Here is a 23,315-nt window from a genome sequence, read left to right on the forward strand (position 1 = left end):
AAATATAAAAAATAATTCATATGCAATTTTGAAAGAACAAATTCTTTCAAACATATAATATCTAGTGATGATGGCGTAGAGGAAACACTCCTTCCCATTCCGAACAGGAAAGTTAAGCTCTACAGCGTCGATGGTACTGCATGGGGGACTGTGTGGGAGAGTAGAACGTTGCTAGGTAATGTGGCTCGATAGCTCAGTCGGTAGAGCAGAGGACTGAAAATCCTCGTGTCCCTGGTTCGATTCCTGGTCGAGCCACCAGGTATGGCGCCATAGCCAAGTGGTAAGGCAGAGGTCTGCAAAACCTTTATTCCCCAGTTCAAATCTGGGTGGCGCCTCCAAAAAAACCTACAAGAATTACTTGTAGGTTTTTTATTTTGTCTTTTTATATAAATTATAAAAAATAATTAAAATAAAAGTTATTCACAATATAAAATAAAATATCCACAACTAATTTTAAATTGGTTGTGGATATTTTTAATATTTTAGCTAAACATATCTTTTTTGTATAAGATAAAGGCAGTAAAAAGTGTTAAAAGAATTGTAAGGAAAATAATTATAACAAAACCTTGTGGGTTGTTCTGAAGTGGCAATTCTACATTCATTCCAAATATACCACCAATTATAGTTGGAATAGCCATTAATATAGTAACAGAAGCTAAAACCTTCATAACTATGTTAAGGTTATTAGATATAACAGAAGCAAAGAAATCCATGGTACTAGATAAGATATTACTATAAATATCGGTCATTTCTATTGCTTGCTTATTTTCAATAATTACATCTTCTAATAAATCTTGATCATCTTCATATTTTTGCATGATATCCATTTTTAACATTTTCTCTAAAGTTACTTCATTAGCCTTAAGTGAAGTAGAGAAATAAACTAGTGATTTTTCTAATGAATGTAATTGGATTAATTCTCTATTTTTCATAGATTTATGTAATCTTTTTTCAATCATTACACTTTTTTTATCAATTTGTCTAAGATAAATTAAATAGTAAGTTGAAATTCTATTTAAAATTTGAAGTATGAATCTAGATTTCTTAAAAGAAAAGAATGATTTTACACGACCATTTATAAAATCAGTTATTATTCTACTATTCTTTAAACATACTGTAATAATCTCTTTTTCAGAGTGAATTATAGCTAGAGGATAAGTATCGTAAGTTAAAGAGTTATCTTCCATTTCTGTAAAAGGAATATCTACTACTACTAATGTAAACTCATCTTCTACATCTATTCTAGAAGTTTCTTCATCATCAAGTGGGGCTCTTAAAAAGCTTAAGGGAACTCCAGTCTTTTTTGAAATTAATATTAACTCTTCGTCAGATGGGGCAACAATATTAATCCAACAGCCATTTTCTATAGAATCTAATTGTTTTAACGTTGAATCTGTTTCACTTATGCTTTTATATATTTGAATCATTAATATACCTCTCTATTAATTATGAAATTTATAATAAGATTATAACATAAAAGGAAATTTAAATCTGTCATTAATATTTGAATAGTATACATTTACAGGGGATATAAAGATATAAGAAGTTAAACATTAATGATTAATAGTTAGCTTAGATAAGATATTTCAATTTCTTTAATATATAGTGGACAAGATAGTGATATTAAAGAAAATATAGAGTTTGTAATTCTATATATAAAATTAGTATAATCAAAATATTGTCAGAGAAAATAAGATAGAAATATTTGGGGGAAGTCCACATATGCATAAGGAGATTAAGCAGGGGAAAAAGACAGTTGCAATTATAATTTCATTATTAACTATTACAGTTGCACTATATATATACCAATTTTCTAAAATGACTTTAGGAAGAAATGTTACCATTAAATTTATATTAGAGGCTCTTTTAATAATGACAACACTAATAGTTTTATTTATAGAAACTAGAAAGTGTAAAATTGCATATAAGTACTGTATAATTTCTGATAAACTTATAATTAATAAGATAAACAGTAAAAACGAAGAAAATGTGGAGAGCCTAAAAATAAAAGATATAATTTATATTGGTGAAAAAAGTAATGTTCCTAAAGAGTATAGTAGATGTAAATGTAGTAGACACTATATTAGAAAATTTGATAAGGCAAAAAAATTATTATGTATATATAAAAAAGAAGGGAAAATATATAAATTTGTTTTTGAGCCAAGTGATACTTTAGTTTCACGTATAAAATCTTCTAGTCAACATTAAAAATTATAAAATTTAAATAGTAGGTTGAGATAGTCATTAAAATTTAGCATGACTATCTCATTTTTTTATTTCTAATATTATTTGAAGAAAATATATTTTTCTTATTTTATATATGATTTTTATTTTAGAAACATTTATAGAATGAACTACAATATGATTTTAAATACTAGGATTATTACTCCTATTTAGTTTAAACAAAATATTTACATAAATAAGACAATAGAAGGTATATAGATTAAATAATGGGCAAGACTTAATAAAAAAGGGAGGGTTAATTTTATGGATATTAGTAGTAAGGATATATGGAGAGATACAGAAAAATATTGTATAATATGTGAGAATGAATGTGTTGGAAATGGAATTCAAATAATGAATAATTTTATTTGTGATAGATGTCTTGAAAAAATGAATATGATAGATATTAATAGCGATGAATATGAAGTAATAAAAAATAAGATAAAGAAGTCTATTACAAATAAGATAATAAAAAATAAATAAGTTAAATAGAACTTAAGATGATCGAAAGGATGAGAAGGATGGGTAAAGGTAAATTAATAATTATTGAATCAGGTTCAGATGCAAGTGGAAAGGCTACTCAGTCACAAAGATTATATGAAAGATTAATAAGTGAAGGAAAAGAGTGTTTAAAAATAACTTTCCCTGATTATGCGAGTGATTCATCAGCTCTAGTTAAGATGTACTTAAATGGAGATTTTGGAAAAGATCCAAATGATGTTAGTCCATATATCTCATCAACTTTTTATGCAGCTGATAGATATGCGTCTTATAAGACTAAATGGGGTGATTTTTATGAGAATGGTGGAATTATTATAAGTGATAGATATACTACCTCAAATATGGTACATCAAGCCGCTAAACTAAATGGTGAAGAAAAAGAGAAATTTATTGAATGGTTATATGATTTAGAGTTTAATATTTATCAAATTCCAAAACCAGATCATGTTATATTCTTAGATGTTGATCCAGAAGTAAGTCAAGAGCTTATGAGAAATAGAGCTAATAAGTTTACAGGAGAAGAAGCAAAAGATATTCATGAAAGTAATAAGGAATATTTGATAAATTCATATAATAATTCTTTATATATTGCAGAAAAATACAATTGGGATGTTATCAAGTGTTGTAAGAATTCTAAGCTTAGAAGCATAGAAGAAATTAATGATGAAATTTATGAAAAAGTAAAAAAATATATATAAATTTAAGATGGGTTGTTTAAAAGAAGGGATTATTTATAAGGAAAGTTCTTTGTTTTTAACAATCCTTTTATCTTTATTACAAACTTTGTATTAGTATTAATGATTTGATATAGATAATAGTAGAAAATGAAAATAAAAATTCATATAATACATTATTTTAAGAGAAAATTTAGTAAATTCTTATATATTTATGATAAAATATATAAGAAGAATTTATTAGTATAAGAGTGGAGGTATATGGTATGAAACTAGTTTTAGCTATAGTACAAGATGATGATGCTATAGATTTAATTGAAGAGCTTACAGATAAAAATTATAGGGTAACTAAATTAGCAACTACAGGAGGTTTTTTAAAATCAGGGAATACTACTTTAATGATTGGTGTTGAAGAAAAAGTAGTAAAGGATGTTGTTAAAGTCATTGAGGATGTTTGTAAAAAAAGAAAAGAAATGGTATCTACACCAACACCAAGTACAATTGGCAGTGGATCAGGAATGTATATGCCTTATCCAATTGAAGTAGAAGTGGGTGGAGCTACAGTATTTGTTTTAGATGTTGATCAATTTTATAAAGTTTAATTAAGTTGATTAGGAGGTGAATGTATGAGAAACTTTATAGGATATAGTGATTTAATTAATAATTTTAAGGATAGATGTTTAAAAAATACACTTTCTCATGCACACCTCATTGCAGGAGAAGATGGAATTGGAAAAAGTAAATTAGCTAATATTTTAGCTAAGCTTATTTTAAATGGAGATTTAGAGAGAGAATATGTAGATATAATCAATTATAAGAGTAGTAAGGCATCTTTTGGAGTAGATGAGGTTAGAGATATAATTGAAGAAGTTTCTAAAAAGCCTTTTGAAGGTGATAGAAAAGTGATAATTATTCATGAAGGAAATAAGCTTACTATTCAAGCTCAAAATGCACTTTTAAAAACCATAGAAGAACCACCAATAGGAGTTCACATAATAATATTGTGTGAAAGTTTAGAGTTAATTTTAGATACAATAAAATCTAGGTGTGAAATATATAAATTAACACCATTAACCAAGAATGAATTATATGAATATATAAAAATTAAGGGCTTTGATTATAATGAAAGTGATATAAGATCTGCAATAGCTTTTAGTGAAGGAATACCAGGAAGAATAGATAGATATTTTAATGATGAAAACTTAAGGGAATTAAGAAATAAAGTTATTGAATTAATTAAGAGCTTAAATAAAAATGATGTAGAAATTGTACTACAACAAGAAGAAGCTCTAAGTACTTTAAAAGATAATAAAGAAGAAGTATTAAATATATTTGGCTCTTTTATTAGAGATATTTTAATAGATAAGGAAGTTGAAAATGAGGAATTTATCATAAATGGTGATAAACTTGATGATATAAGAGAACTTACTAAAGAAATGTCATTTAGAAAGTTAAATAATATGATAAAGACAATAGAAGAAGCACGTAAAAATATTAAAAGTAATGTTAGTTGGGTAATGACACTACGAGTAATGTTAATGGGCTTCATGGAGGGTTAATTATGATAAAGGTCGTAGGAGTTAGATTTAAAAAGGCTGGAAAAATATATTACTTTGATCCAGCAGATATGAATATACAAAAGGATACATATGTAGTAGTTGAAACCGCTAGAGGTATTGAATTTGGAGAATGTGTAATAGGAATAAAAGAAATAAATGAAAATGATATAGTTGCACCACTTAAGAGTGTATTAAGAATAGCAACTGAAGAAGATATAGATAGACATTTTAAAAATAAAGATAAAGAAAAAGATGCATTTAATATATGTTTAAAGAAAATTCAAGAACATGGATTAACCATGAAACTTATAGATGTAGAATATACTTTCGATAATAATAAAGTTATATTTTATTTCACAGCAGATGGAAGAGTTGACTTTAGAGAATTAGTTAAGGATTTAGCAACAATATTTAAAACTCGTATAGAGCTTAGACAAATAGGAGTTAGAGATGAAGCTAAGATGTTAGGTGGTCTTGGGCCTTGTGGTAGACCAATGTGTTGTTCTAGCTTTTTAGGAGACTTTGCATCTGTTTCAATAAAGATGGCAAAAGAGCAAAACTTATCACTTAATCCAACTAAAATATCAGGGATTTGTGGAAGACTTATGTGTTGTTTAAATTATGAACAAAGTACTTATGAAGATATTAGAAAAAGAATGCCTAAAGTTGGTTCGATAGTAAAGACAAGTGAAGGCACAGGAGAAGTATTTTCAAATAATATTGTTAAAGAAAGTGTTAAGGTTAAGCTTAAAAAGGGCGAAGAAGAAATATTAGAAGAGTTTAAAATTGATACTATTGAACTTATTAAAGGTCATTATGAGGATTCAGTTGATGATGATGATATAAAATTAGAAGTAGAATCTGAAGAAGATAGAAAGTTAATTAAGAATTTGATTAAGGGTAACTAAGGAGGATAATTAATGAAAGAGCTAGTTAGAATTTCTAATTTAACTAGTCATGCAGATATCTTAAAAATCAGAAGTATAGTAAGTGATTACGAAGGGGTTCTAGCATGTGAAATTAATTTAAATAAAAAAGAGGTACATTTAGTGTATGATAAATTGAGCGTTTCTATAGATGAAATAATTAATGCTATTGAAATGGCTGGTTATATGGTTATTTAGTATATAAATTATAGAAAATAGTATAAATTTAACTTTGCCTTTAAAAAGAAAAGTATGTATGATAAAATAGTTATGTTATTAATAAGTAATGGGGAGGTGTTTTTTAATGGCATACGCAATCAATGATTCTTGTGTTAACTGTGGAGCTTGCGCTGCAGAATGTCCAGTTAACGCTATAAGCCAAGGAGATACTCAATTCGTTATTGATGCAGATACTTGTATCGATTGTGGAAACTGTGCAAATGTTTGTCCAGTAGGAGCTCCAGCTGAAGCTTAATTCCAATGAAAAGAGTCGTCATATTATGATGACTCTTTTTTTTATGGAGAAAAATAATTTATATCAAAAATATGATTTAGATAATATTATAAATAAAATAGTTAAAAAAATTAAAAATAATAATAAGTTGTACCTATTTTAATAAATCTTTAATAATATAGCCCCAAATAATTAAATTATAGAATAGACATAAAAAAAATTTTTATATATAATTAAAGTCAAATAAGGTCAAAGTATGTTTAGGAAGGTGAAATTGTGGCAAGAATTTCAGATATAATAGCACAGTTTATAAATGACATGATAGAAGATAAAAAGGATAAGGAGGTAATTATTCAAAGAAATGAATTAGCAGATAAATTTAATTGTGCTCCATCTCAAATTAATTATGTATTAACAACTAGATTTACTTCTGAAAAGGGATATATGATTGAAAGTAGAAGAGGTGGCGGCGGTTATATAATAATCAAAAGAATAGAATATAATAATAAAGAAAAACAAGTAGAGGCAATAAATAAAGCTATTGGAGAAAGTTTAACCTATAGTGCAGCTTTATTATTATTAGAGCATTTATATGAAACTAATTTAATAACTAAAAGAGAGCTTGAAATTGTAAAAATATCAATTAACGATAGAACATTATCAAATGCAGAAGATAAAAATAAGCTAAGGGCAGAAATACTTAAGGGTATTATAATGGTTATTTTATCATAATAATTATAGTAGATGATAAAACAAGTAGTGATAAAGGGTTGGGTCATATTTGCAGAATATAATAACAAGTTATATTTAATCTATATTTGATTATATTTGGAGGTGACACTGTGATTTTTGGGAGGTTTACAGAAAGAGCGCAAGTTGTATTAGTAGAAGCACAACAAGAGTCTCAAAGTTTTAAGCACGGTTATATTGGAACAGAACATGTTTTATTAGGGATATTAAAAGAAAATGGATATGCAGGACAGCTTTTAACTAATAAAGGAATTACTATAGATAAGGTAAAAAAGATGACTGAAGATTATCTAGGTTTTGGTGATGACGAAGTTTCAACAGGCGAAATGTTATTAACACCAAGAGCAAAGAGACTTTTTGATGATAGTTTAGATATAGCAAGAAAGTATGGGCATAGTTTTATAAATCCTGAGCATATATTACTTGCATTAATAAATGAAGGAGAAGGTGTTGCTTTTACTATTTTAACAAGTAGTAAGGTTGATTTATCGTCTATTAAGCAAGAGTTAGATAAATATATTTCTGGAAATGAGCTTAGAGAAAGTAAAAAGTCAGTACAAAGGGAAAAGAAGCAAAATAAAACTCCAGTATTAGATCAATATAGCACTGATTTAACTCAAAGTGCCAAGGAGGGAAAATTAGACCCTGTAATTGGCAGAGAGGAAGAAACTCAAAGGGTATTGGAAATACTGTGTAGAAGAATAAAAAATAATCCTTGTCTAATTGGTGAACCAGGTGTAGGAAAAACTGCTATAATTGAAGGATTAGCACAAAAAATTATTTCTGGAGATGCACCAGAAAGTTTAAGGGATAAGAGATTATTAGTTTTAGATATAACATCTATGATTGCAGGAGCAAAATATAGAGGTGAATTTGAGGAAAGATTAAAGAAGGTAATGAATGAACTTAAAAATGAAGATGATATTATAATCTTTATCGATGAAATTCATACTATAGTAGGAGCTGGAGGAGCAGAAGGTGCTATAGATGCTTCTAATATTTTGAAACCTGCTTTAGCAAGAGGGGAAATAAAATGCATAGGGGCGACAACAATTGATGAATACAGAAAGCATATAGAAAAGGATGCTGCATTAGAAAGAAGATTTCAAACAGTTAATGTTGAGCCTCCATCTAAAGATGAAACTGTAAATATTTTATTTGGATTAAGAGATAAATATGAATCACATCACAAAGTTAAGATTACAGATGGTGCATTATATATGGCTGTAGATTTATCAGATAGATATATAAGTGATAGATATATGCCTGATAAAGCTATAGATTTAATAGATGAAGCAGCGGCAAAAGTAAGGATTTCAAGATTAACTCTTCCACCTGAGATTAAGAAAAAAGAATTAGATATTGAAAAAATAATTAGTGAAAAAGAAGAGTCAATTAAAAATCAAGATTTTGAAAAAGCTGCTAATTTAAGAGATAATGAAAAGCAACTAAAAGAAGAATTTGAAAAGATTAAAAATGAATGGAGAGCACATAGTTGTACAGAAGTTCAAATAGTTGATGAAGATGATATTGCAAAAGTTGTTTCAATATGGACTAAGGTTCCAGTAGAAAAATTAACCGAAAAAGAATCTGTTAAGTTATTACATCTAGAAGATACTCTAAGGCAAAGAGTTGTAGGTCAAGATGAAGCGATAAAAGCTTTAACTAGGGCAGTTAAAAGAGCAAGAGTTGGACTTAAGAATCCTAATAGACCAATTGGAACTTTTATTTTCTGTGGACCAACAGGTGTAGGTAAAACTGAACTTTGCAATGTTTTAGCAGAAGTCATGTTTGGGAAAATAAGCAATTTAATCAGAATTGATATGTCTGAATATATGGAGAAGCATTCAGTTTCAAGATTAATTGGAGCACCTCCAGGATATGTAGGATATGAAGAGGGTGGTCAGCTATCAGAGGCTGTAAGGAGAAAACCTTATTCAGTAGTATTATTAGATGAAATTGAAAAGGCTCATCCAGATGTATTTAATATATTACTTCAAATTATGGAAGATGGAAGATTAACTGATGGAAAGGGCAAGACAGTAGACTTTAAAAATACTATAGTGATTATGACATCTAATGTAGGAGCTCAAAAATTAAAGAGTCAAAGAAAAGTTGGATTTGATACTAATTCTAATTTAAAAGAAGCAGAATATGAGAAAATGAAGGACGTTGTATTAGGAGAATTAAAGAATGCCTTTAAGCCTGAATTCCTAAATAGGGTAGATGATATAATAGTATTTAATCAGCTAAAGGAAGAAGATACATTACAAATAGTAAATATAATGCTAAAAGATACAATAAGTAGATTAAAAGAAAAGAATATAGATTTAATTTACGATGAGGATTTAAATAAATTCCTTATTAATAAAAATAAAAATCTTGAATTTGGTGCAAGACCTTTAAGAGGTATAATTAATAGAGAAATAGTTGATAAGTTAAGTGATGAATTACTTAAAGGTGAAATTAAAGTTGGAGATAAATTAAAGGTTGAATGCAGAGATGAGATATTGGTATTTTCCCATAGGTAAATGTTAAGAAATTTAAGGGGAATAAATAATGTAAAAGAGTAAGGTGATAAATAAATCGCCTTACTCTTTTTTATAATATTAAGCTATTTAATATTATTATCATTATCTAGGTTAGAATTAATAACCATGTTTTCTATGCAGTTTGAAGTAGAGTTATCGACATAATCGCTAGATAAATTTTTAGGTTTATAATCATTTAAAATGTTTTTTGAAGGAACATTATTAAAATAAGATTTATCTATCAAAATACCATCTCCTTGGAATTTATATAGATAGTATTTCCATATAATAAATAAATATGTATATTTTATATTAAAAAAAATCCTTAACTGGTATAGACAACTATATGTATGTATAATATAATAAATTTGGGAGTGATATTTATGATAGATAAAAATAGTCCGATACCGGTGTATTATCAATTAAAAAACGATTTAATAAAAAAAATTGCAAAAGGTGTTTGGAAGCCAGGTGAATGTATTTCAAGTGAAAGAGAGCTTTGTGAAATCTATGAAGTAAGTAGAATGACTATAAGACAAGCTATTGGAGAGCTAGTTCAAGAAGGAATTTTGCTTAGAAAAAAAGGTAAAGGAACATTTGTATGTGAGCAAAAGGTAAATCAAAAGGATATGATGAGCTTTACTGAAATGATTAATCAAAGCGGAAGAAAATTGGACACAAAAGTTATAGAATTTGAAGTTATAGATACGCCTGATGATATGCAGGATATTTTTATATTAGATAAGTTGTACAAAATAACAAGAAAAAGAATAGTAGATGGAGAGAGCATTGCTTTGGAAACAGTATATATTCCGGTAGATTATTGTGGAAGTATTAATAAAGAAATGCTATCTGGCTCATTATATAAGATTTTAGAAGGATTTGGATATACAATTACTCATTCAAATTCATCAATAATTGCAGTTAATGTTAATGATGAGATAAGAGGATTATTAGAATGTGAAAAGGATACTCCTATATTAAAGACTATTAATAAGACATTTACTAGTTCGGATAAGCTTTTATTTTTAGAAGAGGCATACTACAAATCAGATAAATTTACATTACAAGTTAATATTTCAAGAAAAGAGGGAGAATTGTTATGAATTTAATAGTTGTTGATAATTATGAAGAATTAAGTAAGGTAGCAGCAAAAGAGTTTGCTAAAGTAATAAGTGAAAAACCAAATGCAGTTTTAGGTTTAGCAACTGGAGGATCTCCAGTTGGAATGTATAAAGAATTAATTAAAATGTATGAAAATAAAGAATTAGATTTTTCTAAAATTACAACAGTAAATCTAGATGAATATGTTGGATTAAATCCTGAACATGAACAAAGTTATAGACATTTTATGAATGAAAATTTATTTAAGTATATTAATGTAGATATAAAAAATACTTTTGTTCCTAATGGACTAGCTAAAGATTTAGAATTAGAATGTAAAGAATATGATAAAAAGATTGAGGAACTAGGTGGAATAGATATTCAACTTTTAGGTGTAGGAAATAATGGACATATAGCATTTAATGAACCAGATGAAGAACTATCTTCAGGAACTCATATAATAACATTAACTGAAGATACTATTAAAGCTAATGCAAGATTTTTTGCTAATGAAGCCGATGTACCAAGAAGAGCAATAAGCATGGGTGTAGGCGGAATAATGAAGTCAAAGAAAATAGTTTTAATTGCTTCAGGAGAAAGTAAAGCAGAAGCTATTAAAGGATTATTCTCAGGAAAAATAACAACAGATAACCCTGCTTCTATGTTACAAATGCATAGAGATGTTACAGTAGTTGTAGATAAAGCAGCAGCGACACTTATAAATGAATAATAATTTTAAAAATGAGGTTTTTATGTAGCCTCATTTTTTTATATTTGAAGTTATGTTATATTATAATAAAGAAAATTAGAGAATAAAATTTATATAGATAAGAGTGGTGAATAATATGGCTAAGATAAAATCTGTATTCGTATGTGAAGAATGTGGATATGAATCACCAAAGTGGATGGGGAAATGTCCTGATTGTGGAAATTGGAACACTTTTACCGAAGAACAGGTAGTACAGCAAAATAAGGCTGTAAAAGAAGCGATTAAGGTTAGAGAATTGGCAAGAAAACCTATTAAAAAGTTATCAGAAGTAACTTCAAGTAAAAGTGATAGAATTGTAACAGGAATAAGTGAGTTTGACAGGGTAATGGGTGGCGGAATAGTTAAAGATTCTATTACTATAATAACAGCACGTCCTGGTGCAGGAAAATCAACTTTATTATTACAAGTTGCTGACAATATAGCTAGAAGTGGATTTAAAGTTATATATGCATCAGGTGAAGAAAGTGATAGTCAAATTAAGAATAGGGCAGATAGAATTTTAAAAAATATTAATGATAATATTTGGGTAGTCCAAGAGACGAGTATGGATAATGTAGTGGCTGCAGTTAATGAAATAGATCCAGATTTGATTATAATAGATAGTATTCAAACATTTACTATGGATAGCTTTTTACCAGCAAGAGCAGGGTCGCCAACACAAACTATGGAGTGTGCGAATGAGTTATTAAGAATTGCTAAAGATAATAAAAGACAACGTGCAGTAATAATTGTTGGGCAAATGACTAAGGCTGATGAATTAGCAGGATTAAGAGCATTGGAACACTTAGTAGATACTGTATTAATTATAGAATGTGATACAGATGAAGAACTAAGAGGATTAGTAAGTTCTAAAAATAGATTTGGAAGTACTGGGGAAACAGGTTTTTTCCAAATGTCTGAAAAAGGAATGGTATCAATAGATAATCCATCGGAGTTTTTTATGACTAAAAGGGAAGAGGGAGAAGTTGTTTCAGGAAGTACTTTAACTGTTATAAAAGAAGGATCTAGACCTATAATTACAGAGGTAGAAAGTTTAGTATCTAAAACATTTACTCCGTATCCTACAAGAATTGGAGAAACATTAGGTAAGGATAAGCTTAATACTTTAATATCTATTTTGGAGCAAAGAGGCGGAATAGGACTTTATGATAAGAATGTTATTATAAAGACTACTGGCGGAATGAGAATAAAAGAACAAGGTATAAATTTGGCTGTTATTATGAGTATAGTTTCATCTGTAAAACAAAGGGGAATTGAAGCAAATATTGCTTTTATAGCTGATGTAGGTCTTACTGGTGAATTAAAAAAGGTACCTTCAATAGAAATTAGGGTAAAGGAACTTGCAAGAATGGGATTTAAGAAAGTATATGTAGCAAAAGATTCATTTAGTAAAGAAGTAAATATACCTAATATAAAAATAATGGCTATGAAAACATTAAATGATGTTATAGCAGATGTATATAGATAATATAATTATGGAAAAAAGTAAGTATAATAATTTATACTTACTTTTTTTGTAGAAAAAACTATAAAGAATATTATTTATAAATATTTACAAAATTATTGAGTTAATAATTATATAATAGTAATATTATATATGTTAGGAAAATGAATAATAATGATAAGTTGATAAATATTAGCTTAATTATATAAATAGAGATATGAATTGAAAATAAAGTTAGGTGATTGCATGAGAATTAAGGATGATAATGAAATAAAAAATATATTAAAGATAGTTAGTCCGGGAACATATTTAAGAGAAGGTTTAGAAAATATCTTAAGAGCTAAAACAGGTGGCCTGATAGTTTTAGGAGATTCTGATGAAGTAATGAGTATTGTTGATGGAGGATTTAATATTAACTCAGAATATACTCCAGCATATATATATGAATTAGCTAAAATGGACGGAGCAATAGTATTAAGTCAAGATTTAAGAAAAATTGTTTGTGCAAATGCACAATTGTTACCAGATCCAACAGTTCAAACATATGAAACAGGAACAAGACATAGAACTGCACAGAGAATAGCTAAGCAAACTGACACAATTGTTGTAGCAATATCTCAAAGAAGAAATATTATTACTGTATATAAAGGTGATATAAAATATGTATTACAAGACAGCAGTGTAATTTTAGCAAGAGCAAATCAAGCAATCCAAACCTTAGAAAAGTATGTAAATGTATTAGAGAGAGTAATAAATAATTTAAACATATTAGAATTTCAAGACTTAACAACTGTTTTTGATGTTGTAACTGCAATACAAAGAACAGAAATGGTAATGAGAATAGTAGAAGAAATAAAAAGATATATATTAGAGCTTGGAAATGAAGGTAGATTAATTTCCATGCAATTAAACGAGTTAATAAGATATATTGAAAGAGATGGAATTCTTTTAATAAGAGATTATTGTGGAGAAAATGCTGATCATAACAACATTTATAAAGAAATTCAAAAGTTAAATTCTGAAGAATTAGTAGATTTAGAAATTATAGCAAAGGTGCTTGGATTTGGAGGAGTATCATTAGTAGATACATTAATTTCACCTAAGGGATATAGAATATTATTCAAAATCCCAAGAATACCTACTAATATAATCGAAAATTTAATTAAACATTTTAAAGAGTTAAAATATGTAATAGCTGCAAGCAAGGAAGAATTAGATCAAGTAGAAGGAATTGGAGAAGCGAGAGCTACAGCTATTAGAAGTGGGTTAAAGAGAATAAAGGAACAAATTCATTTAAAGAAAGAACTTTAGTAATAAATTAAGAATATTAATATGATTTAACGGTAAAAATATATAAGCAGGTAAAAACCTGCTTATATATTTATCTAAAGGTAAATTTACCAAGTGTATTCATTTTGTCACTTTCTTTTAATAAAACATCATAAAGATTTATATCAAGCGCATTACAAAGAGAAGTAAGATAAAATAAATTATTCCCAATTTCTCTTTCTATAACTTCACGGCAGTTATCACATAAACAGCCATCAAGATGAGTTTTTAAACAGTTTGATAAATCTTCCAATGAGTTGTCATCATTTGGCAAACATTGTTTTTTCGCATTTATCTCAATGCAACCACAGTTAGTTACGGCTTTAGCTACAGCTCTGTTAATTCTACAACTGGATTCAGTATATTTAGTTAATATATCAAGAATACTTTTATGCCTTAGTAGGGATTCACTGACGTCATTTTGAAAGCTATCGAATATAATGTCTTTCATTTGCCTCAACTCCTTAGAAATATAATCCATAATTAAATTATAAGTATTTTCAGACAATTTTGTCAATACAAGCCTTATCTGTATTGGCTTAATATTATAATAAACAACCTGGTCATATTTTGATAGGGGGTATTAAAATTTAATTTATTCTTTAAAGTTAAATTTTAGTAATAGTAATATAAATAATATGGTATAATAAAAATGGTTATTTATAACTATTACTTAAATTAAAAGTAATTTAAATAGGAGGTGAGTTTTTGTTTAAGAAGGGATTAAAAATTATTTTTACTCTTTTGGGATTAGTGGTTGGATATATCATTGCAGAAGCTATATTAGCGATTAATACAGGGCTTAGAATTAATATTATAAAAGGTGTAGCAGCTACTACAATATTCTATATTTTAAGTGTTTTACTTTTCGGAATTATTTTTTATTTTATTTCGCCAGGATTATATAAATTAATATCTAACACTATAGATAAAATTGAAAAAAATATTCAAAGATTAAGTGCACAAGAAGTAATTTACGGAAGTGCAGGGTTGTTAATTGGATTGATTATTGCAGCATTTATAGGTGCTCCTTTATCAGGAATATTTGTAGGAATACATCCTGCAATTGGACCAATAATTTTTGTACTATTAGAACTGATTGCAGCAATATTAGGTGCTGAAATATTTGTGAAAAAGAAAGAAGATATTTCTTCAACGTTACTTATATTTAAAAGAAATAATCAAAGAGAAAGAGAAAAAGAGAAAAAGAGCAGAGGCTATGCTAAAGGAAGTGCTAAGGTTTTAGATACATCAGTAATTATAGATGGAAGAATATTTGATTTATGCCAAACTGGATTTATAGAAGGGACTTTAGTTATACCAAGCTTTGTTTTAGATGAGCTTAGGCACATATCAGATTCTTCAGATTCATTAAAAAGAAATAGAGGAAGAAGAGGATTAGATATATTAAATAAAATTCAAAAAGAATTAGAAATTGAAACTCAAATTTGGGAAGGTGACTTTAAGGATATTGCTGAAGTTGATAGCAAGTTATTGAAATTAGCTCAAAAGTTAGGTGGAAAAGTAATTACTAACGATTTCAATTTAAATAAAGTTGCAGAATTCCAAGGAGTTCCTGTTTTAAATATAAATGAATTGGCTAATGCAATTAAGCCGGTAGTACTTCCAGGGGAAGAAATGAAAATTATAGTTATTAAAGATGGTAAAGAGTCAACTCAGGGTATTGGATACCTTGATGATGGAACTATGATTGTAGTTGAAGGTGGAAAGAAATACATTGGAGAAGAAATTTTAGTTATTGTAACGTCTGTTCTTCAAACATCTGCCGGAAGAATGATTTTTGCAAAACCAAAGGATAATTAAAGGAGAACTCAAATGATAAGTGCTATTATTTTAGCTGGTGGTAAGGGAAAACGTATGGGGGCACCTGTTAGCAAGCAATTTATTGAGATAAAAGGAAAACCTATTATTTATTACACTATAAAAAAATTCAGTGAAAATAAAAAAATAGACAATATAGTAGTTGTATTATCTAAAGATGAAGTAGTTTATTTTAAGGAAAATATTTTAGAAAAATATAATTTAAAAGTAGATAATATAGTTATAGGTGGTACAGAAAGACAAGATTCTGTATATAATGGACTTAAAAGTCTAGAAGATACTAATACAGATATTGTATTAATCCATGATGGAGCAAGACCTTTTATTTCTGATAGAATAATAGATGATGGAATTAAATTTGCTCAGGTTTACGGTGCGTGTGCACCAGGGGTTATGCCTAAAGATACAATTAAGATTAAAAATGAAAGTAATTTTTCGGTTAGTACTCCAGATAGGGGAAGTTTAGTAGCTATACAGACTCCTCAAGTTTTTAAGTTCAATGAAATATTAGAATGTCATGAAAAGATAAAAATTAATAATATAGTTGTAACTGATGATACTATGGTAGCTGAAAAATGTGGTTATAGTGTATATCTTTATGATGGTGAATACACTAATATTAAAGTTACCACTCCAGAAGATTTAATTTTAGGTGAAAAGCTTATTTAATTTAAATTTCATTATATTGACAGAGTATTTTCAAGATTATATAATAAATTAATCAAAAAAGAATATTACTAAAGCAGTGATGAAGAATAGTAGAAATCGCTAATCAGAGAGAAGATCCTTTGGCTGTAAGATTTTCAACAGATTTTGAACCAGCTTTTGAGTTGTAGGTAAAAACTATCGGTTTAACACCGTTATCATTATTAAAGCACAAATTTAGGTGGTACCGCGGATACAAGTTCGCCCTAATTCTATATTAGGGACGGACTTTTTTTATTTAGAAACAAAAGGATGCAAGAATAAATTAATAATAAAGCTAGAAGAGACTTATTTAAAAATAAAAATAGGGTAAAATTTATTAATAAGTTCTAGCACAATTTATTAATTTCTAATGCTATAGTAATTAACAATTAAAACAACAAGATATTATGTAGAGAAAATCAGGAGGAAGATAATTATGAAGATGTCAAATATGTTAGTATCAACATTAAGAGAAGTGCCAGCAGAAGCTGAAATAGATAGCCATAAGCTTATGCTTAGAGCTGGAATGATTAGAAAAATGGCAGCAGGTGTATATAACTATATGCCAATTGGATTAAAGGTTTTAAAGAACATAGAAGAAATTGTTAGAGAAGAAATGAATGCAGCTGGTGCTCAAGAGTTTTTAGCATCTGCAGTGTTACCAGCAGAATTATGGCAAGAATCTGGTAGATGGGATGTTTACGGAGATGAAATGTTTAGATTAAAGGATAGAAATAATAGAGATTTCTGCCTTGGGCCAACACATGAAGAAGTATTTACAGATATAGCTAGAAATGAAATAAAATCATATAAGCAATTACCAGTAAATCTTTATCAAATTCAAACTAAGTATAGAGATGAAAGAAGACCAAGATTTGGGGTTATGAGATCTAGAGAATTCATAATGAAGGATGCTTATAGCTTCGATAAAGATCAAGCAGGATTAGATATATCTTATGATAAAATGCATGATGCATATGTAAAGATTTTTAATAGATGTGGAATTGATGCTAAGTGCGTTGCTGCAGATTCAGGAGCAATTGGAGGATCAAATTCAGCAGAATTTATGGTTAAATCAGAAGTTGGTGAGGATGATGTAGTGTTCTGTACGGCTTGTGATTATGCAGCTAATATAGAAAAAGCTGAAGCTACTCCAGAGAGAGCAGAGGTTGAAGAATTATTACCAATGGAAAAAGTAGCTACTCCAGATAGCAGAGGAATTGAAGAAGTTTCAACATTCCTAAATGTGTCACCAAAAAAGACTGTTAAGCTATTAATGTTTAATGTAGATGGAAAAATAGTAGGTGTAGTTGTTAGAGGAGATAGAGAAGTTAATGAAGTAAAAGTAGCTAATGCTGCAAAGGCTTCAGGAGATATAGCTATGGCTTCTCATGAAGAATATACAAAAGCTACAGGTTGTGAAGTTGGATTTGGTGGACCAGTAGGAATAAAGGTAGACTTATTATTAGTAGATGAAGAAGTTACTTATATGTATAACATGATATTAGGGGCAAATGAAACAGGATACCACTTAAAGAATGTTAACTATGGAAGAGATTTCGAAGGTACTGTAGGAGATTATAGAAACATTGAAAGTGGAGAAAAATGTCCAGAGTGTGGAGCTGAAGTTACTATAGCAAGAGGAACAGAAGTAGGTCACATATTTAAATTAGGAACTAAATATTCAGAAGCTATGAATGCTACATTTATAGATGAAAATGGTAAAAACACTCCATTTGTTATGGGATGTTATGGTATTGGTGTTACAAGAACAATGGCATCAATAATTGAACAACATCATGATGAAAATGGAATAATATGGCCTCTTTCAGTTGCACCATACCATGTATCAGTTATTCCAGTAAATATTAAAGATGAAGCTCAAATGGAAATAGCTAATAAACTATATGAAGATTTAAGAAAAGTTGGTGTAGATGCTATATTAGATGATAGAAACGAAAGACCAGGAGTTAAATTTAAAGATTCAGAACTTATTGGAATTCCAATGAGAGTTACTGTTGGTAAGAAAATAACTGACGGTGAAGTTGAATTTAAATTAAGAGATGGTGAGATGGAAGTAATAAAAATTGATGATGTTATAGAAAAAGTAAAATCTCAATTTGAAAGTAATAATATAAAATTATAGGATAGAAAAAATAAAAAAAGGAGGAATTTCATAATGAAAATATATAATTCTTTAACTAGAAAAAAAGAAGAATTTGTTCCTATAGTACCAGGGAAGATAAGCATGTATGTTTGTGGACCAACGGTATATAACTATTTTCACATAGGTAATGGAAGAACGTTTATTGTTTTTGATACTATAAGAAGATATATGGAATACAGGGGATATGAAGTTAACTTTGTTCAAAATTTTACTGATATAGATGATAAAATGATAAATAAAGCTAATGAAGAGCATACTACAGTAAAAGAAATTGGAGATAAGTATATAGCAGAATATTATAAAGATGCTGATGGACTTAATATAAAAAGAGCAACAACAAATCCAAGAGCAACTGAGTATATTTCAGAGATAATTGAATTTGTGTCTGGATTAATAGAAAAAGGATATGCTTATGAAGTTGATGGAGATGTTTACTTTAGAACTAAAAAATTCGAAAATTACGGACAGCTTATAGGGCAAAATCTTGATGATTTAAGATCAGGAGCAAGAATTAATGTGGATGAAAGAAAAGAAGATCCTGTAGATTTTGCTATTTGGAAAGCACAAAAACCAGGTGAGCCAGGTTGGGAATGCCCTTGGGGTGTTGGAAGACCAGGATGGCATATTGAGTGTTCATGCATGGCTAAGAAATTACTTGGAGAAACTATTGATATACATGCTGGAGGAATGGATTTAGCATTTCCACATCATGAAAATGAGATAGCTCAAAGTGAAGCTTTAACAGGTAAGAAATTTGCAAACTATTGGATGCATGCAGCATTCTTAAATGTTAATAATCAAAAGATGTCTAAGTCTTTAAATAATTTCTTAACAGCAAGAGATGCTTTAAAGCAATATGATCCTGATGTAATTAGATTCTTAATGCTTTCAGGACATTATAGAATCCAATTAAATTTTAGTAATGATTTGTTAGAATCAGCTAAGGCTTCAGTTGAAAGATTATATAATGCAATTGGAAATTTAGAAAATTTAATTTCAGAAGTAAAAATTAATGAAATGACAGAAGATGAGGTTAAGTATTTAAATTCATTAGATAGTTATAGACAAAGATATATTGAAAAAATGGATGATGATTTCAATACAGCCGATGCGATATCTGTATTATTTGATTTAATAAGAGATATTAATAGCAATGTTGGAATAAATTCATCAAAAGAATTATGTGAAAAAGCATTAGAATTAATTAGAGAATTAGGTTCACCTTTAGGAATACTACAAAAGACAACTAAGGGAAATTTAGAGGAAGAGATTGAAGCTTTAATAGCTGAGAGACAACAAGCTAGAAAAGATAGAAATTTTGCTTTAGCAGATAAAATAAGAGATGAATTAAAAGCTAAAGGTATAGAACTTCTAGATACTCCACAAGGTGTTAGATGGAAAAAGATTGATTAATTAATTTATTAAAAATATAAGAAAAATTAAAGTAGAGTTAAGAGAGAAGGATTAGTGGGTTCCTAATAAATTTTAATAAACTTTATAGAAGTTTATTCCTTCCTTTTAACTCTTAGTTTTTCATTACTATTTTAATAAATATAGTTATTATATAATTGAGGAGAAATTAAAAGATGCTTAAGGATTTAAGAGTAAGAGAATTTACGGAAAAAGAAGCACGACTTCTAAATCCACTTCAACTTGCATTAGTAGGTGATGGGGTTTATGAACTTTTTATAAGAAACCATATATTATCTGAAAATATCGAATTAACTGCTCATAAAATACATGTCAAAGCAATAGGGTATGTTAAAGCTAAAAGTCAAGCAGTTATTATGCATGAAATTGAAGATAAATTAACGGAAGATGAAAGCTATATCTATAAAAGAGGAAGAAATGCTAAATCAGCTACAGTTCCTAAAAATGCAGATGTAAGAGATTATAGAATGGCAACTGGTTTTGAAGCATTAGTAGGATATTTATATTTAACAGGTAATACTGAAAGATTAGAATTTATATTCAATAGTGCAATTTCAATAAAACTATAAGAAAAAGGAGAATAGTCATGACTAAGAGAGAAAATCCAAGAAGAAGAGAAAGAGAATTTAATAAGTTCCAAGAGAAGAGTAACAGATACCAAGAAAAAAACAATAGATTCCAGGATAGAAGAGAAGAAAAAAGAGATAGAAATTATGCTGCTGGAACAAGAGAAGCAAATAGTGAAGCAGTAAGAGAAGATTTAGTAATTGGAAGAAATGCTGTAATTGAAGCACTAAAAAGTGATAGAACAATAGAGTGCTTATATGTAAGTAAAGGTGATTTAGAAGGATCAATAAAAGTTGCTTTAGGATTAGCAAAAGACAAAGGGGTTGTTGTTAAAGAAGCTGATAGAAGAAAATTAGATACAATGTGTGAAGGGTTAAATCACCAAGGAATTGTTGCAAAGGTTACTCCTTTCAAATATTGTGAAGTAAATGATATATTAGAATATGCGAAAAGAAAAGATGAAAAACCTTTTATAGTAATATTAGACGAAATAGAAGATCCACATAACTTAGGATCGATAATAAGAACTGCAGAACTTTGTGGAGTTCATGGTATTATTATACCTAAGAGAAGAAATGTTGGAGTAACATCTACAGTTTATAAATGTTCAGCTGGAGCAATAGAGCATATGAGAATTGCAAAAGTTACGAATATAAATGCAACTATAGATATTTTAAAAGAACAAGGAATTTGGATTTATGGTGCAGATATAGATGGAACAGATTATAGTTATAATACTGATTTTTCTGGACCATGTGCATTAATAATTGGAAGTGAAGGGAAAGGAATTTCTAATTTAACTCTTAAAAAGTGTGATTTATTAGTAAAAATCCCTATGATAGGAAAAATTAACTCTTTAAATGCTTCAGTTGCAGGTGGTATAATGATGTATGAGGTTTTAAAAGGCAGATTAACTAAATAATTTAGTACACATAGGGGTAAAAAGTGAAATTTATATTTATAGATGGATATAATGTAATAAATAGTTGGAGTAATCTAAAGAGTGAAAAAGAAATAAGTTTGGATAGTGCTAGACAAAAACTTATAGATATTTTACATAATTATGGTGCTATTCATCAGTGCAAAATTATGTTAGTATTTGATGGTTATAGAGTAGCTGGTAATTTAGAAAATAAATATGAATACAATAAAAATTTAACAGTAGTATTTACTAAAAGTGGAGAAACTGCAGATGCTTATATTGAAAGAGAAATACATAATATCGGAAGAAGATTTGAAGTATCAGTAGTTACATCTGATTCTTTGGAGCAGCAAACAATTTTCCAAAGAGGTGCAACTAGAATTTCAAGTATAGAATTCTATAATATGGTATTTGATACATCAGAAGATATAAGACGAGCAACTAAGAAAGTATATACTTCACATAAGAGTACTGTTCAAGATAATATTGATGATGATGTTTTAAAAAAATTAGAGGCTATGAGGCGTGGGTAAATATAAAGGCGCTTTTGGGAATGGAGGGGGATTTGTGGATAACAAAGATTATTCGAAAGAGATAGCAAGTGAATTTGAAGGAATGACAGAAGAAGAAATTGTGGTTGAAGCAAAAAATGGAAATAGTAGAGCTCAAGAATATGTTATTTCTAAGTATGAAAGCTTTGTTAAGGTAAAATCTAAATCATATTTCCTGATTGGAGCTGACAAAGAAGATATTTATCAAGAGGGAATGATTGGTTTATATAAAGCAATAAGAGATTTTAACTATGAAAAATCAACTACATTTAGAGGGTTTGCTGAATTGTGTATAACTAGGCAGATAATTACTGCAATAAAAACAGCAACAAGGCAAAAACATATTCCATTAAATACATATGTATCTCTTAATAAACCTGTATCAGAAGATGATTCAGAAAGAACACTTTTGGATATACTATCAAGTATGAAGATAAGTGATCCAGAAGAACTTATTATTGGAAAAGAAGAAAAAAAGTACATTGAGGAAGCAATTTCAAAAGTACTTTCAGATTTGGAAATGGAAGTGTTACAATCTTATCTTGATGGTAAGTCTTATCAAGAAATTGCATGTGATTTAGATAGGCATGCAAAGTCTATAGATAATGCACTTCAGAGAGTGAAAAGAAAGCTTGAAAAGTGCCTTTCCGACACTAAATAATAATAGTAAATTAATATTGACAAAAAAAACAAATGATAGTAAACTTTATAATTGGTATATTAAAGTGAATAGCACTTTAATGCTCATGTAGCTCAGTTGGCAGAGTGTCGCCTTGGTAAGGCGGAGGTCGTCGGTTCAATCCCGATCATGAGCTCCATGGAGAATATAAATTAGTATGCAAACGCTAGGCAAAGTTTATTTAAAAATAAGGAGGAATTTCAAA

25 protein-coding genes, 3 tRNA genes and 1 rRNA gene are annotated in these 23,315 nt (G+C 28.5%); 26 read left to right on the top strand and 3 right to left on the bottom strand.

Annotation, left to right across the window (positions count from 1 at the left end; all coding sequences use genetic code 11):
* The first annotated feature begins 60 nt into the window (after positions 1 to 60).
* The 3 genes from rrf (at position 61) to TY07_RS14855 (ending at position 338) form a co-directional block, all read left to right on the top strand.
* Positions 61 to 177: ribosomal RNA gene (gene rrf, locus TY07_RS14845) — 5S ribosomal RNA — on the top strand.
* A gap of 5 nt (positions 178 to 182) precedes the next feature.
* Positions 183 to 258: transfer RNA gene (locus TY07_RS14850), tRNA-Phe, on the top strand.
* A 5-nt stretch (positions 259 to 263) separates the two neighbouring features.
* A tRNA-Cys gene (locus TY07_RS14855) sits at positions 264 to 338 on the top strand.
* Between the two features lie 144 nt (positions 339 to 482).
* Here TY07_RS14855 and TY07_RS14860 read toward each other — a convergent pair.
* Positions 483 to 1,427 (bottom strand): magnesium transporter CorA family protein, encoded by a 945-nt coding sequence (locus TY07_RS14860; RefSeq protein ID WP_042401852.1) that lies wholly within the window; start codon positions 1,425 to 1,427, stop codon positions 483 to 485.
* A gap of 295 nt (positions 1,428 to 1,722) precedes the next feature.
* Here TY07_RS14860 and TY07_RS14865 point away from each other — a divergent pair, with 295 nt between their 5' ends.
* The 10 genes from TY07_RS14865 to TY07_RS14910 all read left to right on the top strand — a co-directional run bounded on the left by TY07_RS14865 (position 1,723) and on the right by TY07_RS14910 (position 9,618).
* Positions 1,723 to 2,208: a hypothetical protein gene (locus TY07_RS14865; protein ID WP_042401854.1), complete on the top strand. Its 486-nt coding sequence runs from the start codon at positions 1,723 to 1,725 to the stop codon at positions 2,206 to 2,208.
* 279 nt (positions 2,209 to 2,487) lie between these two features.
* On the top strand, positions 2,488 to 2,706 hold the full coding sequence (locus TY07_RS14870) for a sigma factor G inhibitor Gin (RefSeq protein WP_042401857.1): 219 nt from the start codon (positions 2,488 to 2,490) through the stop codon (positions 2,704 to 2,706).
* A 38-nt stretch (positions 2,707 to 2,744) separates the two neighbouring features.
* On the top strand, positions 2,745 to 3,422 hold the full coding sequence (locus TY07_RS14875; protein ID WP_042401861.1) for a dTMP kinase: 678 nt from the start codon (positions 2,745 to 2,747) through the stop codon (positions 3,420 to 3,422).
* A gap of 242 nt (positions 3,423 to 3,664) precedes the next feature.
* Positions 3,665 to 4,000 carry a cyclic-di-AMP receptor gene (locus TY07_RS14880; protein ID WP_042401863.1) on the top strand — a complete coding sequence of 112 codons (336 nt, stop codon included), beginning with the start codon at positions 3,665 to 3,667 and terminating at the stop codon, positions 3,998 to 4,000.
* A gap of 24 nt (positions 4,001 to 4,024) precedes the next feature.
* Positions 4,025 to 4,957, top strand: coding sequence for a DNA polymerase III subunit delta' (locus TY07_RS14885; protein ID WP_042401866.1), 933 nt, complete (start codon positions 4,025 to 4,027; stop codon positions 4,955 to 4,957).
* 2 nt (positions 4,958 to 4,959) lie between these two features.
* Entirely contained in the window at positions 4,960 to 5,865 is a 906-nt protein-coding gene (locus tag TY07_RS14890; protein ID WP_042401872.1) for a PSP1 domain-containing protein, read from the top strand.
* 12 nt (positions 5,866 to 5,877) lie between these two features.
* Positions 5,878 to 6,081 (top strand): heavy-metal-associated domain-containing protein, encoded by a 204-nt coding sequence (locus tag TY07_RS14895; RefSeq protein ID WP_042401875.1) that lies wholly within the window; start codon positions 5,878 to 5,880, stop codon positions 6,079 to 6,081.
* Positions 6,082 to 6,187: 106 nt separating this feature from the next.
* Entirely contained in the window at positions 6,188 to 6,358 is a 171-nt protein-coding gene (locus TY07_RS14900; RefSeq protein WP_042401880.1) for a DUF362 domain-containing protein, read from the top strand.
* 255 nt (positions 6,359 to 6,613) lie between these two features.
* Positions 6,614 to 7,069, top strand: coding sequence for a CtsR family transcriptional regulator (locus TY07_RS14905; RefSeq protein WP_042401882.1), 456 nt, complete (start codon positions 6,614 to 6,616; stop codon positions 7,067 to 7,069).
* Between the two features lie 110 nt (positions 7,070 to 7,179).
* Entirely contained in the window at positions 7,180 to 9,618 is a 2,439-nt protein-coding gene (locus tag TY07_RS14910) for an ATP-dependent Clp protease ATP-binding subunit (protein WP_042401884.1), read from the top strand.
* Between the two features lie 83 nt (positions 9,619 to 9,701).
* Here TY07_RS14910 and TY07_RS18445 read toward each other — a convergent pair whose 3' ends face one another.
* Positions 9,702 to 9,863, bottom strand: coding sequence for a hypothetical protein (locus TY07_RS18445; RefSeq protein WP_172676176.1), 162 nt, complete (start codon positions 9,861 to 9,863; stop codon positions 9,702 to 9,704).
* 138 nt (positions 9,864 to 10,001) lie between these two features.
* Here TY07_RS18445 and TY07_RS14915 point away from each other — a divergent pair, with 138 nt between their 5' ends.
* The 4 genes from TY07_RS14915 to disA all read left to right on the top strand — a co-directional run bounded on the left by TY07_RS14915 (position 10,002) and on the right by disA (position 14,246).
* Complete coding sequence (locus TY07_RS14915) at positions 10,002 to 10,724, top strand: GntR family transcriptional regulator (RefSeq protein ID WP_042401888.1); 723 nt, start codon at positions 10,002 to 10,004, stop codon at positions 10,722 to 10,724.
* Entirely contained in the window at positions 10,721 to 11,452 is a 732-nt protein-coding gene (gene nagB / locus TY07_RS14920) for a glucosamine-6-phosphate deaminase (protein ID WP_042401890.1), read from the top strand. The genes TY07_RS14915 and nagB overlap by 4 nt, the downstream gene beginning before the upstream one ends.
* 115 nt (positions 11,453 to 11,567) lie before the next feature.
* The gene (gene radA / locus TY07_RS14925; protein ID WP_042401892.1) at positions 11,568 to 12,959 is read left to right on the top strand and encodes a DNA repair protein RadA; all 1,392 of its coding nucleotides are present in this window, start codon (positions 11,568 to 11,570) and stop codon (positions 12,957 to 12,959) included.
* 222 nt (positions 12,960 to 13,181) lie between these two features.
* On the top strand, positions 13,182 to 14,246 hold the full coding sequence (gene disA / locus TY07_RS14930; RefSeq protein ID WP_042401894.1) for a DNA integrity scanning diadenylate cyclase DisA: 1,065 nt from the start codon (positions 13,182 to 13,184) through the stop codon (positions 14,244 to 14,246).
* A 70-nt stretch (positions 14,247 to 14,316) separates the two neighbouring features.
* Here the strand turns inward: disA and TY07_RS14935 are convergent, their stop codons facing one another.
* A complete protein-coding gene (locus TY07_RS14935) occupies positions 14,317 to 14,715 on the bottom strand; it encodes a nucleoside triphosphate pyrophosphohydrolase family protein (RefSeq protein WP_042401898.1) in 399 nt (132 codons plus the stop codon).
* Positions 14,716 to 14,972: 257 nt separating this feature from the next.
* Here TY07_RS14935 and TY07_RS14940 point away from each other — a divergent pair, with 257 nt between their 5' ends.
* The 9 genes from TY07_RS14940 (at position 14,973) to TY07_RS14980 (ending at position 23,249) form a co-directional block, all read left to right on the top strand.
* The gene (locus tag TY07_RS14940; RefSeq protein WP_042401900.1) at positions 14,973 to 16,088 is read left to right on the top strand and encodes a PIN/TRAM domain-containing protein; all 1,116 of its coding nucleotides are present in this window, start codon (positions 14,973 to 14,975) and stop codon (positions 16,086 to 16,088) included.
* Between the two features lie 12 nt (positions 16,089 to 16,100).
* The gene (gene ispD, locus TY07_RS14945) at positions 16,101 to 16,775 is read left to right on the top strand and encodes a 2-C-methyl-D-erythritol 4-phosphate cytidylyltransferase (RefSeq protein WP_042401902.1); all 675 of its coding nucleotides are present in this window, start codon (positions 16,101 to 16,103) and stop codon (positions 16,773 to 16,775) included.
* 454 nt (positions 16,776 to 17,229) lie between these two features.
* Entirely contained in the window at positions 17,230 to 18,939 is a 1,710-nt protein-coding gene (locus TY07_RS14950; RefSeq protein WP_042401904.1) for a proline--tRNA ligase, read from the top strand.
* 33 nt (positions 18,940 to 18,972) lie between these two features.
* Entirely contained in the window at positions 18,973 to 20,373 is a 1,401-nt protein-coding gene (cysS, locus tag TY07_RS14955) for a cysteine--tRNA ligase (protein ID WP_042401906.1), read from the top strand.
* A gap of 173 nt (positions 20,374 to 20,546) precedes the next feature.
* On the top strand, positions 20,547 to 20,960 hold the full coding sequence (locus TY07_RS14960; protein ID WP_042401908.1) for a Mini-ribonuclease 3: 414 nt from the start codon (positions 20,547 to 20,549) through the stop codon (positions 20,958 to 20,960).
* A gap of 17 nt (positions 20,961 to 20,977) precedes the next feature.
* Positions 20,978 to 21,880 (top strand): 23S rRNA (guanosine(2251)-2'-O)-methyltransferase RlmB, encoded by a 903-nt coding sequence (gene rlmB, locus TY07_RS14965; RefSeq protein ID WP_042401909.1) that lies wholly within the window; start codon positions 20,978 to 20,980, stop codon positions 21,878 to 21,880.
* A 23-nt stretch (positions 21,881 to 21,903) separates the two neighbouring features.
* Complete coding sequence (locus TY07_RS14970; RefSeq protein WP_042401911.1) at positions 21,904 to 22,413, top strand: NYN domain-containing protein; 510 nt, start codon at positions 21,904 to 21,906, stop codon at positions 22,411 to 22,413.
* 34 nt (positions 22,414 to 22,447) lie between these two features.
* The gene (gene sigH, locus TY07_RS14975; protein WP_074431766.1) at positions 22,448 to 23,092 is read left to right on the top strand and encodes an RNA polymerase sporulation sigma factor SigH; all 645 of its coding nucleotides are present in this window, start codon (positions 22,448 to 22,450) and stop codon (positions 23,090 to 23,092) included.
* Between the two features lie 81 nt (positions 23,093 to 23,173).
* Positions 23,174 to 23,249, top strand: a tRNA-Thr gene (locus TY07_RS14980).
* Positions 23,250 to 23,315: the final 66 nt, after the last annotated feature.

This window comes from Clostridium saudiense, from assembly GCF_000577815.1.
GTDB classification, from domain to species: Bacteria; Bacillota; Clostridia; order Clostridiales; family Clostridiaceae; genus Clostridium; species Clostridium saudiense.

Bases quoted from the DNA above. Each gene is read 5' to 3' on its own strand.
- TY07_RS14860 (WP_042401852.1), bottom strand. From the start codon at position 1,427: ATGATTCAAATATATAAAAGCATAAGTGAAACAGATTCAACGTTAAAA.
- TY07_RS14865 (WP_042401854.1), top strand. From the start codon at position 1,723: ATGCATAAGGAGATTAAGCAGGGGAAAAAGACAGTTGCAATTATAATT.
- TY07_RS14870 (WP_042401857.1), top strand. From the start codon at position 2,488: ATGGATATTAGTAGTAAGGATATATGGAGAGATACAGAAAAATATTGT.
- TY07_RS14875 (WP_042401861.1), top strand. From the start codon at position 2,745: ATGGGTAAAGGTAAATTAATAATTATTGAATCAGGTTCAGATGCAAGT.
- TY07_RS14880 (WP_042401863.1), top strand. From the start codon at position 3,665: ATGAAACTAGTTTTAGCTATAGTACAAGATGATGATGCTATAGATTTA.
- TY07_RS14885 (WP_042401866.1), top strand. From the start codon at position 4,025: ATGAGAAACTTTATAGGATATAGTGATTTAATTAATAATTTTAAGGAT.
- TY07_RS14890 (WP_042401872.1), top strand. From the start codon at position 4,960: ATGATAAAGGTCGTAGGAGTTAGATTTAAAAAGGCTGGAAAAATATAT.
- TY07_RS14895 (WP_042401875.1), top strand. From the start codon at position 5,878: ATGAAAGAGCTAGTTAGAATTTCTAATTTAACTAGTCATGCAGATATC.
- TY07_RS14900 (WP_042401880.1), top strand. From the start codon at position 6,188: ATGGCATACGCAATCAATGATTCTTGTGTTAACTGTGGAGCTTGCGCT.
- TY07_RS14915 (WP_042401888.1), top strand. From the start codon at position 10,002: ATGATAGATAAAAATAGTCCGATACCGGTGTATTATCAATTAAAAAAC.
- nagB (WP_042401890.1), top strand. From the start codon at position 10,721: ATGAATTTAATAGTTGTTGATAATTATGAAGAATTAAGTAAGGTAGCA.
- radA (WP_042401892.1), top strand. From the start codon at position 11,568: ATGGCTAAGATAAAATCTGTATTCGTATGTGAAGAATGTGGATATGAA.
- disA (WP_042401894.1), top strand. From the start codon at position 13,182: ATGAGAATTAAGGATGATAATGAAATAAAAAATATATTAAAGATAGTT.
- TY07_RS14935 (WP_042401898.1), bottom strand. From the start codon at position 14,715: ATGAAAGACATTATATTCGATAGCTTTCAAAATGACGTCAGTGAATCC.
- ispD (WP_042401902.1), top strand. From the start codon at position 16,101: ATGATAAGTGCTATTATTTTAGCTGGTGGTAAGGGAAAACGTATGGGG.
- TY07_RS14950 (WP_042401904.1), top strand. From the start codon at position 17,230: ATGAAGATGTCAAATATGTTAGTATCAACATTAAGAGAAGTGCCAGCA.
- cysS (WP_042401906.1), top strand. From the start codon at position 18,973: ATGAAAATATATAATTCTTTAACTAGAAAAAAAGAAGAATTTGTTCCT.
- TY07_RS14960 (WP_042401908.1), top strand. From the start codon at position 20,547: ATGCTTAAGGATTTAAGAGTAAGAGAATTTACGGAAAAAGAAGCACGA.
- rlmB (WP_042401909.1), top strand. From the start codon at position 20,978: ATGACTAAGAGAGAAAATCCAAGAAGAAGAGAAAGAGAATTTAATAAG.